Source organism: Pseudomonas sp. NPDC089422, assembly GCF_044749405.1.
In the GTDB taxonomy this organism is placed as follows: Bacteria; Pseudomonadota; Gammaproteobacteria; order Pseudomonadales; family Pseudomonadaceae; genus Aquipseudomonas.
On record NZ_JBIVHW010000004.1, the window covers coordinates 313,693 to 325,882 of the forward strand.

Annotated in this window: 12 protein-coding genes; 3 read left to right on the forward strand and 9 right to left on the reverse strand. The window is 62.7% G+C overall.

Annotated elements, in window-relative coordinates; translation table 11 throughout:
- The first annotated feature begins 112 nt into the window (after window positions 1-112).
- The gene (algW, locus tag ACIPZ8_RS10100) at window positions 113-1,273 is read left to right on the forward strand and encodes a Do family serine endopeptidase AlgW (protein ID WP_294325209.1); all 1,161 of its coding nucleotides are present in this window, start codon (window positions 113-115) and stop codon (window positions 1,271-1,273) included.
- A gap of 41 nt (window positions 1,274-1,314) precedes the next feature.
- Here the strand turns inward: algW and ACIPZ8_RS10105 are convergent, their stop codons facing one another.
- From ACIPZ8_RS10105 to ACIPZ8_RS10120, 4 genes are all read right to left on the reverse strand, one after another.
- Entirely contained in the window at window positions 1,315-2,079 is a 765-nt protein-coding gene (locus tag ACIPZ8_RS10105) for an amino acid ABC transporter ATP-binding protein (protein WP_027918029.1), read from the reverse strand.
- 10 nt (window positions 2,080-2,089) lie between these two features.
- Window positions 2,090-3,187 (reverse strand): amino acid ABC transporter permease, encoded by a 1,098-nt coding sequence (locus tag ACIPZ8_RS10110; RefSeq protein ID WP_400722158.1) that lies wholly within the window; start codon window positions 3,185-3,187, stop codon window positions 2,090-2,092.
- Window positions 3,188-3,197: 10 nt separating this feature from the next.
- On the reverse strand, window positions 3,198-4,376 hold the full coding sequence (locus ACIPZ8_RS10115; protein ID WP_400722161.1) for an amino acid ABC transporter permease: 1,179 nt from the start codon (window positions 4,374-4,376) through the stop codon (window positions 3,198-3,200).
- A 67-nt stretch (window positions 4,377-4,443) separates the two neighbouring features.
- The gene (locus ACIPZ8_RS10120) at window positions 4,444-5,472 is read right to left on the reverse strand and encodes an amino acid ABC transporter substrate-binding protein (RefSeq protein ID WP_294325215.1); all 1,029 of its coding nucleotides are present in this window, start codon (window positions 5,470-5,472) and stop codon (window positions 4,444-4,446) included.
- Window positions 5,473-5,803: 331 nt separating this feature from the next.
- Between ACIPZ8_RS10120 and ACIPZ8_RS10125 the strand changes: the two genes are divergently transcribed.
- Window positions 5,804-6,460, forward strand: coding sequence for an alpha/beta hydrolase (locus ACIPZ8_RS10125; RefSeq protein WP_400722164.1), 657 nt, complete (start codon window positions 5,804-5,806; stop codon window positions 6,458-6,460).
- A gap of 101 nt (window positions 6,461-6,561) precedes the next feature.
- Window positions 6,562-8,025, forward strand: a complete 1,464-nt coding sequence (gene rhlB, locus ACIPZ8_RS10130; RefSeq protein ID WP_400722167.1) for an ATP-dependent RNA helicase RhlB — start codon at window positions 6,562-6,564, stop codon at window positions 8,023-8,025.
- 53 nt (window positions 8,026-8,078) lie between these two features.
- Here the strand turns inward: rhlB and moaE are convergent, their stop codons facing one another.
- The 5 genes from moaE to ACIPZ8_RS10155 form a co-directional block, all read right to left on the reverse strand.
- Window positions 8,079-8,525, reverse strand: a complete 447-nt coding sequence (moaE, locus tag ACIPZ8_RS10135) for a molybdopterin synthase catalytic subunit MoaE (protein ID WP_099815832.1) — start codon at window positions 8,523-8,525, stop codon at window positions 8,079-8,081.
- A gap of 2 nt (window positions 8,526-8,527) precedes the next feature.
- Window positions 8,528-8,773 carry a molybdopterin converting factor subunit 1 gene (gene moaD / locus ACIPZ8_RS10140; protein ID WP_099815833.1) on the reverse strand — a complete coding sequence of 82 codons (246 nt, stop codon included), beginning with the start codon at window positions 8,771-8,773 and terminating at the stop codon, window positions 8,528-8,530.
- Entirely contained in the window at window positions 8,773-9,243 is a 471-nt protein-coding gene (gene moaC, locus ACIPZ8_RS10145) for a cyclic pyranopterin monophosphate synthase MoaC (RefSeq protein WP_400722170.1), read from the reverse strand. Before moaC ends, moaD begins: the two co-directional genes overlap by 1 nt.
- Before the next feature lie 96 nt (window positions 9,244-9,339).
- Window positions 9,340-10,734: a PhoH family protein gene (locus ACIPZ8_RS10150; protein WP_400722173.1), complete on the reverse strand. Its 1,395-nt coding sequence runs from the start codon at window positions 10,732-10,734 to the stop codon at window positions 9,340-9,342.
- A 281-nt stretch (window positions 10,735-11,015) separates the two neighbouring features.
- Entirely contained in the window at window positions 11,016-12,143 is a 1,128-nt protein-coding gene (locus tag ACIPZ8_RS10155; protein WP_400722176.1) for a polysaccharide deacetylase family protein, read from the reverse strand.
- Window positions 12,144-12,190: the final 47 nt, after the last annotated feature.

Below are 12,190 nucleotides of genomic sequence, written 5' to 3' on the forward strand. Positions count from 1 at the left end.
ATAATGCCGGCCATTATGGGCCGTCGCCGGCATCGGGGGAACCGGTGTATGATCGCGCGCGCTCATGCCCCACTGCGCGGCCACCGGCCCCCGCTCTTTCCAGGACTCGTTCATGTTCAAGGCTTTGCGTTACTTTGGCTGGCCCCTGCTCACCGGTATTCTGATCGCCGTACTGATCATCCAGCGCTACCCGGAGTGGGTCGGTCTGCCCAGCCAGGACGTCAACCTGCAGCAAGCCCCGCAAACCACGCGGATCATGCAGGGCCCGGTGTCCTACGCCGACGCCGTGACCCTGGCCGCCCCGGCCGTGGTCAACCTGTACACCACCAAGGTGGTGAACAAGACCGCTCACCCGCTGTTCGAAGACCCGCAGTTCCGCCGCTTCTTCGGTGACAACCTGCCCAAGCAGCGCCGCTGGGAGTCGAGCCTGGGCTCGGCGGTGATCATGAGCCCCGAGGGCTACCTGCTGACCAACAACCACGTCACCAGCGGCGCCGACCAGATCGTCGTGGCCCTGAAGGACGGCCGCGAAACCCTGGCACGGGTCATCGGCAGCGACCCGGAAACCGACCTGGCGGTGCTGAAGATCGACCTGAAGAACCTGCCAGCCATCACCATCGGCCGCTCCGACAACATCCACATCGGTGACGTGGTGCTGGCCATCGGCAACCCGTTCGGCGTGGGTCAGACCGTGACCATGGGCATTATCAGTGCCACCGGCCGCAACCAGCTGGGCCTGAACAACTACGAAGACTTCATCCAGACCGACGCGGCGATCAACCCGGGCAACTCCGGTGGTGCGCTGGTCGACGCCAATGGCAACCTGGTCGGCATCAACACCGCGATCTTCTCCAAGTCCGGCGGTTCCCAGGGCATCGGCTTCGCCATCCCGATCAAGCTGGCGCTGGAAGTGATGAAATCGATCGTCGAACATGGCCAGGTGATTCGCGGCTGGCTGGGCATCGAGGTGCAACCGTTGAGCCAGGAACTGGCTGAATCGTTCGGCATGCAGGGCCGCCCAGGCATCGTGGTGGCCGGTATCTTCCGCGACGGCCCGGCGCAGAAGGCCGGTTTGCAGTTGGGTGACGTGATCCTGAGCATCAACGGCGAACCGGCGGGTGACGGGCGCAAGTCGATGAACCAGGTGGCGCGGATCAAGCCGACCGACAAGATCACCATCGAGGTGATGCGCAATGGTCAGCAGCTCAAGCTGATTGCCGAGGTGGGACTGCGCCCGCCGCCGGCGCCCGCTGCCAACCCGGAAGATAATTAAGGCCTCAAGCGGGGGCCGCTTTGCGGCCCCTTTTCTTTGCCTCAGTGCAGGATCTGGCTGAGGAACAGCTTGGTCCGGTCACTGCGCGGTCGGTCGAAGAAGTCATCCGGCGCCGCCTGCTCGACGATCTCCCCCTTGTCCATGAAGATCACCCGGTTCGCCACGGTGCGGGCAAAGCCCATTTCGTGGGTCACGCAAAGCATGGTCATGCCGTCCTCGGCCAAGCCGACCATGGTGTCGAGCACTTCCTTGACCATTTCCGGGTCCAGCGCCGAGGTCGGCTCGTCGAACAGCATGATCTTCGGCTTCATGCACAGCGCCCGGGCAATCGCCACACGCTGCTGCTGGCCACCTGACAGCTGCCCCGGGAACTTGTGGGCCTGCTCCGGAATACGCACCCGCTCCAGGTAGTGCATGGCGATTTCCTCGGCCTTGCGCCGGGGCATCTTGCGCACCCACATCGGCGCCAGGGTGCAGTTTTCCAGAATGCTCAGGTGCGGGAACAGGTTGAAGTGCTGGAACACCATGCCCACCTCGCGGCGGATCGCCTCGATCTGCTTGAGGTCGTTGGTCAGCTCCACGCCATCGACCACGATGCGGCCCTGCTGGTGCTCTTCCAGGCGGTTGAGGCAGCGGATGGTGGTCGACTTGCCGGAGCCGGATGGGCCACACAGGACGATGCGCTCGCCCTGGCGCACGTTCAGGTTGATGTCCTTGAGCACATGGAACTGGCCGTACCACTTGTTCACGCCCTGCATCTGGATGATGCCTTCGGGGCCGGCAGGCTGCTTGATCGCTTCACTCATTTCGAAACTCCTAACGCTTGTGGCCAGTGTCCAGCTTGCGCTCCAGGTGCATGGAGTAGCGGGACATACCGAAACAGAAAATCCAGAACACCAGGGCGGCAAACACGTAGCCCTCGGTGGCCATGCCCAGCCAGGCCGGGTCGGCGGCGGCTTGCTTGACGCTGTTGAGCAGGTCGAACAGGCCGATGATGATCACCAAGCTGGTGTCCTTGAACAGGGCGATGAAGGTGTTGACGATGCCGGGGATCACCAGCTTGAGCGCCTGCGGCAGAATCACCAGGCCCATCGAGCGCCAGTAGCCCAGGCCCATGGCCGCGGCGGCTTCGTACTGGCCCTTGGGGATGGCTTGCAGACCGCCGCGGACCACCTCGGCAACGTACGCCGACTGGAACAGGATCACGCCGATCATCGCCCGCAGCAGCTTGTCGAAGCTCATGCCTTCAGGCAGGAACAACGGCAACATCACCGACGACATGAACAGCACGGTGATCAACGGCACGCCACGCCAGAACTCGATGAAGGTCACGCAGACCACCTTCACCGCCGGCATCCGCGAGCGCCGCCCAAGGGCCAGCAGGATACCCAGCGGCAAGGCGCCGACGATGCCCACGGTGGCGATCACCAGGGTCAGCATCAGGCCGCCCCACTGGCTGGTGGCGACGTTGCTCAGGCCCAGTACGCCGCCGTGCAGCAAGGTGTAGGCGATGACCGGGTACAGCACCAGGAAGCCCAGGCCATAGAAGGCCTTGCGCGGGAAGCGCTGGATGAACAGTGGCGCCGCGCCGAGCACGGCCAGCCACACGGTGAGGTCCACGCGCCAGCGCAGCTCGACCGGATAGTAGCCGTACATGAACTGGCCGAAGCGCTGCTGCACGAACACCCAGCAGGCGCCCTCTTTCGTGCAGTCGGCGCGGGTGGTGCCGACCCAGTTGGCGTCGATCAACGCCCACTGCACCAGCGGTGGCACGATCAGCCACACCAGGTACACGGCGAACAGGGTCAGCAAGGTGTTGAGCCAGCTGGAAAACAGGTTTGCACGCATCCATGCGAGCACGCCGACGGTTTTCACCGGTGGCGGCATGTCGGGTTTGAAAACATGGGCATTCACGGGCGTATCCTCACCGCTCGATCAGCGCGATGCGCTTGTTGTACCAGTTCATCAGCAGCGAAATGCTGATGCTGATGGCGAGATAGACACTCATGGTGATGGCGATCACCTCGATGGCCTGGCCGGTCTGGTTGAGCACGGTACCGGCGAACAGCGACACCATCTCCGGATAGCCGATACCGGCCGCCAGCGACGAGTTCTTCGCCAGGTTCAGGTATTGGCTGGTCAGCGGCGGGATGATCACCCGCAGTGCCTGGGGGATGATCACCTTGCGCAGGGTCGGGCCGTCGCGTAGGCCAAGCGAGTGGGCCGCCTCGGTCTGGCCGTGGCTCACCGAACGAATGCCCGAACGCACGATCTCGGCAATGAATGCCGCCGTGTAGATAGTCAACGCCAGGGTCAGCGCCAACAGCTCAGGGATCAACACCCAACCACCGACGAAGTTGAAGCCCTTGAGCTGCGGCACCTCCCAATGCACCGGGCTGCCCAACAGCAGCGCGCAGGCGCCAGGAATGGCGATGAGCAGCGCCAGCCCCACCCAGAACTTGTGGAACGGCTCGCCGGTTTCGTCGAAACGCTTGTTGGCGTAGCGCACCATCACCACGATTGCCAGCAGCGCCAGCAGCAGGGCGACCACGAACGGCCAGAAGCCATCGGCCATCGAGGCGCCGGGCATGTTCAGGCCACGGTTGCTGATGAAGAAGGTGTCATCGATGTTGATGCTGCCCCTTGGCCCCGGCAGGGTCAGGAACACCGCGAAGTACCAGAACAGGATCTGCAGCAGCGGCGGAATGTTGCGGAAGGTTTCAACATACACGGTCGCCAGCTTGCTGATCATCCAGTTCGGCGACAGCCGCGCCACGCCGATGATGAAGCCGAGGACGGTCGCCAGGATCACGCCAATGAACGTCACCAGCAGGGTATTGAGCAGGCCGATGACGAACACCCGCGCATAGCTGTCGGACTCCACATAGGGAATCAGGTGCTGGGCAATGCCGAACCCGGCGCTACGCTCGAGAAAGTCGAAACCCGAGGTGATACCCCGGTGTTGCAGGTTGGTCTGGGTGTTGTGGAACAGGTACCAGCCCAGGCCCACCACGAAGACGATCGTGAGAATCTGGAACAGCCAGGCGCGCACACGCGGGTCGTTCAGGGACAGCCCCTTGGGTGCGTCAATTTGATTTTGCATGAAGTGCCCCGAAAAATAGGGATTCGAACAACCTGCGGCGGCGGGATGCCGCCGCAGGGTGCAGCCATCAGCGCACAGGTGGCGCGTACTGGATGCCGCCGTTGTTCCACAGGGCGTTCATGCCACGGTCGATCTTCAGGTCGGTACTCTGGCCCAGGTTCTTCTCGAACACTTCGCCGTAGTTGCCGACTTGCTTGACGATCTGCACTACCCAGTCTTTGGGCAGCTTGAGGTCCTTGCCATATTCACCGTCCGCGCCGAGCAGGCGGGCGACGTCCGGGTTCTTGGTGGACTTGGCCTCGGCCTCGACGTTCTTCGAGGTGATGCCGGCCTCTTCGGCATTGAGCATGGCGAACAGGGTCCACTTGACGATGCTGAACCAGTCTTCGTCGCCTTTACGCACCACCGGGCCCAGGGGCTCCTTGGAGATGGTTTCCGGCAGTACCACGTAGTCGGTCGGCGCGGCCAGCTTGGAGCGCTGGGCGAACAGCTGCGACTTGTCCGAGGTCAGCACGTCGCAACGGCCGGACTCCAGCGACTTGGCGCTTTCGTCGGAGGTGTCGAAGGTGATCGGGGTGTACTTCAGGCCATTGGCACGGAAGAAGTCCGACACGTTCAGTTCGGTGGTGGTACCGGCCTGGATGCAGATGGTCGCGCCGTCCAGTTCCTTGGCGCTGGAAACGCCGAGCTTCTTGTTGACCAGGAAGCCAACGCCGTCGTAGTAGGTGACACCGGCGAACACCAGGCCCATGCCGGCATCACGCGAGCTGGTCCAGGTGGTGTTGCGCGACAGCACGTCGACCTCGCCCGACTGCAGGGCGGTGAAGCGTTCCTTGGCGTTGAGCTGGCTGAACTTGACCTTGCTTGCGTCGCCGAACACCGCGGCGGCCACGGCGCGGCAGACGTCGGCGTCGATACCGACGATCTTGCCCTGCGCATCAGGCACCGAGAAGCCTGGAAGACCGTCGCTCACGCCACACTGGACGAAGCCCTTCTTCTTTACCGCATCGAGGGTGGCGCCGGCCTGGGCGGTGCTCACGGCGCCCAGTGCAGCGGCAGCGGTCAGGACTGCCAGGGTGGTTTTCAACATCTTCATTCACAACCTCCAAATCGCTCTTGTTGTATGAGCCGGAATTGCACCGCACCCTTATGAGGCGCATCCGACCCGTGTTGGCTTGTTCTTGGGTCAATTGGCGCAATGGGCTGTTCTGTGACAGCCTTCGCGTGCGAAGGGTGTTACCGTCGGGCTTTGCCCTTCGCATCGAAGGTTGAATAGCAAAGCGCGTACCAGATCTTTTGGCTGTAGCGTTTAAGCATTCGTCAAGTAGGAAAAGTTGTATCGTTGCGACATTCTTTTTCTGACAATCAATTGCAGCGCCTTCTTTTCACGCACGCCATAACAAGACCCGCACTCTTTCGGAGCAGTCATGACCAACCCGCTGATTCTCGAACCCCAGAAAACCGCCGACGCCTGTGTGATCTGGTTGCACGGTTTGGGTGCCGACCGTTACGACTTCCTACCTGTGGCCGAATTCATGCAGGAACGCCTGCTCAGCACCCGTTTCGTCATGCCCCAGGCGCCGACCCGCCCGGTGACCATCAACGGCGGCTACGCCATGCCCAGCTGGTACGACATCAAGGCCATGACCCCGGCCCGCGCCATCGACGAAGCGCAGCTGGAAGAATCGGCCGAACAGATCATCGGCCTGATCAAGGCCGAGCAGGCCAAGGGCATCAACCTGTCGCGGATCTTCCTCGCCGGTTTCTCCCAGGGCGGCGCGGTGGTCCTGCACACCGCCTATATAAAGTGGCAGGAAGCGCTGGGCGGCGTGATCGCCCTGTCCACCTACGCCCCGACCTTCACCGACAGCCACCAGCTGAGCGCCTGCCAGCAACGCACCCCGGCCCTGTGCCTGCACGGCGTGCACGACCCGGTGGTGATTCCGTCCATGGGCCGTACCGCGTTTGAATACCTCAACAGCTGGGGTGTCGCCGCACGCTGGCACGAATACCCGATGGAGCACGAGGTGGTGGTCGAGGAACTGAGCGATATCCACGACTGGCTGAGCAAGCAATTGCAATAAGCCAACCCCATCTGTAGTTGTGGGAGTTTTCCGCTACGCCGCGCCCAGATCTTGCATTACACTGCCCGGCGTACATTCCTTAACCAGTTGATGAGACGATCGTGCTCAAGGCACTCAAGAAAATATTCGGCAAAGGAGACGCCGCGCCACAGGCCGTCGCTCCTGCTGCCAGCGTGACGCCAACGGCGCCCGCCCCCACTGCAGAGGCTCGGCCCGAGCCGAAACCGGCTGCGCCGCGCGCAAAGCCCGCCGCCAAGGCCGAAGCACCTGCCGACGCCCCAGCCGCTGCCGACAAGCCGGCCAAGGACAAACCACGTCGCGAACGCAAACCCAAGCCCCAGGCGAGCCTGTGGAAGCCGGAAGACTTCGTGGTCGAGCCGCAGGAAGGCAAGACCCGCTTTCACGACTTCAAGCTCTCCAACGAGCTGATGCACGCCATCCACGACCTCGGTTTTCCTTACTGCACCCCGATCCAGGCGCAGGTACTGGGTTACACCCTGGCTGGCCAGGACGCCATCGGTCGCGCCCAGACCGGTACCGGCAAGACGGCGGCGTTCCTGATTTCGATCATTTCCCAGCTGCAGCAGACGCCGCCGCCGAAAGAGCGCTACATGGGCGAGCCGCGCGCGCTGATCATCGCGCCAACCCGCGAACTGGTGGTACAGATCGCCAAGGACGCCGTGGCCCTGACCAAGTACACCGGCCTGAACGTGATGAGCTTCGTCGGTGGCATGGACTTCGACAAGCAGCTCAAGGCCCTGGAGGCCCGCCATTGCGACATCCTGGTGGCCACCCCGGGCCGTCTGCTGGACTTCAACCAGCGCGGCGAAGTGCACCTGGACATGGTCGAGGTGATGGTGCTGGACGAAGCCGACCGCATGCTCGACATGGGCTTCATCCCCCAGGTCCGGCAGATCATCCGCCAGACCCCGCCGAAGAGCGAACGCCAGACCCTGCTGTTCTCCGCCACCTTCACCGACGACGTGATGAACCTGGCCAAACAGTGGACCACCAACCCGGCGATCGTCGAGATCGAGCCGGAGAACGTCGCCAGCGAAACGGTCGAGCAACACGTGTATGCGGTAGCCGGCAGCGACAAGTACAAGCTGCTGTACAACCTGGTGACCCAGAACAAGTGGGAACGGGTAATGGTGTTTGCCAACCGCAAGGACGAGGTGCGGCGCATCGAGGAAAAACTCGTGCGCGACGGCATCAATGCCGCGCAATTGTCTGGCGATGTGCCGCAGCACAAGCGTATTCGTACCCTGGAAAACTTCCGCGAAGGGCGCATCACCGTACTGGTGGCGACCGATGTGGCCGGGCGCGGGATTCACATCGATGGCATCAGCCATGTGATCAACTTCACCCTGCCGGAAGATCCGGACGACTATGTGCACCGCATCGGCCGCACCGGGCGTGCGGGTGCTGAAGGCGTATCGATCAGCTTTGCCGGTGAAGATGACTCCTACCAGCTGCCGGCGATCGAAGAGCTGCTGGGGCGCAAGATCAAGTGCGAAATGCCGCCGGATGAGCTTTTGAAGCCGGTACCGCGCAAGCATCACTGATCGTTGCAGGAGCGGCCTTGTGCCGCTCCTGCAAAAGCGATCTGTGTCCTGCCTTACCAGCGCCCTGCAGCATCCTGGTCACTCTGCTTGCCTTCCACCCAGCGCGGCCCGTCCTGGGTATTTTCCTTCTTCCAGAACGGCGCTCGGGTCTTCAGGTAGTCCATGATGAAGTTGCAGGCATCGAACGCCGCCTGCCGATGGGCACTGGCCACGCCGACAAAGACGATCGGCTCACCCGGTTCCAGCGCACCGATGCGGTGCAGTACCTCGACCTTGAGCAACGGCCAGCGCTGCTCGGCCTCGACCACGATCTTGGCCAGGGCCTTCTCGGTCATGCCCGGGTAATGCTCGAGGAACATCCCCGCCACGTCCCGACCATCATTGAAATCGCGCACATAGCCAACGAAACCGACCACCGCACCGACGCCGACATTGGCCGCATGCATGGCATTGACCTCGGCCCCCGGGTCGAACGCCCCGTGTTGCACTCGCACTGCCATGTTCAGCCTCCGGTCACCGGCGGGAAGAATGCCACTTCATCACCCTCTTCCAACGGCTCATCGAGCTTGCACAGCTCTTCATTGCGCGCACTCATAAGGTTCTGCTCGGCCAGCACTGCGTACTGCCCGCCCTTGGCCACCAGGGCCTGGCGCACATCGTCGACCACCTTGAACTCGCCCTCCAGGCGCTCGGCATCGACGCCCAGCAGCTCGCGGTAACGGGCGAAGTACATCACCTTGACCTTCATCATGCCTCCACCTTGTAGTGCCCGCTCTTGCCACCGAGCTTTTCCAGCAGGCGCACCTGCTCGATGACCATGCCCTTGTCGACCGCCTTGCACATGTCGTAGATCGTCAGCGCGGCGACGCTGGCGGCGGTCAGCGCCTCCATCTCGACGCCGGTCTGCCCGGCCAGCTTGCAGCGGGCGACGATGCGCACCGCGTCCTGGCCTTCGGCGCTCAGTTCGACCTTGACGCTGGTCAGCATCAACGGGTGGCACAGCGGGATAAGGTCACTGGTCTTCTTCGCCGCCTGGATACCGGCAATTCGCGCCACGGCGAACACATCGCCCTTGGGATGCTCGCCGTCGACGATCATCTGCAAGGTCTGCGGCAACATGCGCACCCGCGCTTCGGCCACGGCCTCGCGCTCGGTCACGGCCTTTTCAGTGACGTCGACCATGTTGGCGCGCCCCTGGGAATCAAGATGAGTCAGCACTGCTCTGCTCCTGTGAAGGGAACAGAGAGTGTAAACCCGTGGGTCAGGATTGCGCAGTGGAAAAAAGCCGGGCAGCGAGCCGCCCGGCTGGGAGGGTTACAGGTGAGACTCGGCGTACTCGGCCAGCACCGAGCGTGGCACACCCTGCAGGGTGATGTGCACGCCATGGGGGAAGTCCTTGAAGCGCTCGGTCAGGTAGGTCAGGCCCGAGCTGGTCGCGGACAGGTAAGGCGTGTCGATCTGCGCCAGGTTGCCCAGGCACACCACCTTGGAACCGGAGCCGGCCCGAGTGATGATGGTCTTCATCTGGTGCGGCGTGAGGTTCTGGCACTCATCGATGAGGATCAGGCTCTGCTGGAAGCTGCGCCCACGGATGTAGTTGAGCGACTTGAACTGCAGCGGCACGCGCTCGAGGATGTACTCGACGCTGCCATGGGTGCTTTCGTCGTCCATGTGCAAGGCTTCGAGGTTGTCGGTGATGGCGCCCAGCCAAGGCTCCATCTTCTCCGCCTCGGTGCCCGGCAGGAAGCCGATCTCCTGGTCCAGCCCCTGCACGCTGCGAGTGGCGATGATACGCCGGTAGCGCTTGCTGACCATGGTCTGCTCGATGGCGGCGGCCAGGGCCAGGATGGTCTTGCCGGAGCCGGCAGCGCCGGTCAGGTTGACCAGGTGGATATCCGGGTCGAGCAAGGCGAACAGTGCCAGGCTCTGATGAATGTCCCGTGGCTTCAGGCCCCAGGCCTCCTGATGCAGCAACGGCTCCTGGTGCAGGTCGAGCAATAGCAGTTCATCGTTACGGATGCCTTTTACCCAGCCGACAAAACCTTGCTCGTCGATGATGAACTCGTTGATGTGCACGGCGGGCAGGTTGTCGATCATTTGAACCCGATGCCAGGTGCGGCCGCGCTCCTGACGGGTATCGACCTTGCTCACCCGGTCCCAGAACGAGCCGGTGACCGAGTGATAGCCCTTGGACAGCAAGGACACGTCGTCGACCAGCTGGTCAGTGCTGTAGTCCTCGGCCGCGATCCCGCAGGCGCGCGCTTTCAGGCGCATGTTGATGTCTTTGGTGACCAGCACCACGTCCAGGTCGGTGCGCCGGGTCCGTACCTCGAGCAGGGTGTTGATGATGATGTTGTCGTTGAGGTTTTCCGGCAGCAACTTGCTGGGCTCGTTGCGCGGGCTCATCAGGATCGACAGGAACCCCTTGGGCCCGCTCTTGCCGCGCTGGATCGGCACGCCCTGCTCGACATCGCTGGGCGAAGCGTCACCCAGGGTCTGGTCGATCAGGCGGATGGCCTGGCGACATTCGGCGGCGATGGTCTGTTTACCGGTCTTGAGCTTGTCGAGTTCCTCCAGCACCGTCATCGGAATGGCGACGTGATGCTCCTCGAAGTTGAGTAATGCGTTAGGGTCGTGAATCAGGACGTTGGTATCGAGCACATAGAGGATTGGCTTGCTGGAGGAAGGGTTGCGTCCTTGGTCATCCATACTCGGTCACCTTATGTCGAAGCCACACGGCACGCTCTGTAGTGCCGCAGAGTGACCGCCGTTCTCCCCGTATCCGCGTTGCTACGGGCGGGAAGCGTACCTGGCAAGGTGGGCCTGGATGACGCCACCTGTGCTGCAGGAATCGGCTGTCTGGTTTCTTCATACCGCAAAAACGATGACTGAAAAAAGCATTTTTACGAGATTTTGAAGTTTATTTTTCCGATTGACGAAGAGCGCTTGGCGGCAACGCCAGACGAGACTACAGTCAAAAGTCATACCCTCTATTCGCGATAAGCGTAATCACGGCAACCTTCCCAGCCGATCCCGCTCTGCACCGTGTTGTGCAGCACCCACTCGACCGCTGGCTGCGCCTTGGGCAGGCTGTCGTGGAACTGGATCACCCCTTTGCGCCATAGCAGCATCAAGGTCACCACCCGCTGGGCCGAAGCGTCGGCAGTCAGTGGGCCATCATCCTGAGCGTCGATATCCCATAGCGAAACCCGCAATTGCTGGCTGGCCATGAAGGCTTCGCCGTCAGCCCGGCGCTGGCCATAGGGCGGGCGGAACAGCGGCACGTATTGTTCCGGCAGGTCGGCCTGGACCCGCGCCTGGGCGCGCTTGATCGAGTCCTGCCAACCCTGCCACTGGGCGTGAGAGCGATATTCCCATCCCTGGATACCCACGCATTGGCCAGCATACAGCTGAGCCAGCGCATTGGCCGCGCCGGTATCACGCCGCTGCTGCAGGCGATTGCCCAGGACAAAGAAAGTGCCCTGCAGCTTCTGCTTGCGCAGGTACTCGGTCAGTTCATCGGTGCTACCTCCCTCGGCCCCCGGGCCACCGACGAAGGTCAGCAGGAACATGCGGTCGTTCAGTTCATCGCCATTGCGCTCGCGGCTGGACAGGCGTTCGACCTCGCTGCTGGTCTGCGGCAGCAACGCGGCCTTGCGCAGCTGCTCATCCAGGTAACGCACATGGAACTGATGGCTGGGCTCGATCCAACCGGTATAGAACGTGCCGACATCGGTGGCGAATGTCGCCGCCTTGGTGCGCAAGTCGGCCATAGACTCAAGCAGGTAGCAGAATGAGGCATCCTGTTCGCAGCTGCGCTGCGCCTGCTGGTAGCCCTGCCACAACCGCTGCCACATCTGCGCGCGCACAGCGCGGATCTTCTGCAGGTTGATCTGCCGCAGGCCCAACCGCGCAGCCAGCGCGCCATCGTCGAGCAGCTCGCTTTCATGCAGCACCCGGGCGAACGACAGGATCTCGGCCCGCGAGGCGACGTCGAACAGCACCGGGCTGTCCAACTGCTCTGGCCACTGGCTGCGGTCCAGGCTGGCCGGGGGCATGGGGGCGGCCTGGGTGGCCAGGCTCAACAAGGTGGCCAGCAAGGCCCCGGCAATGCGCACGATCGGTCTCTCCGTGACAGCCAAAACGCGCACTATAACGCCTGCTT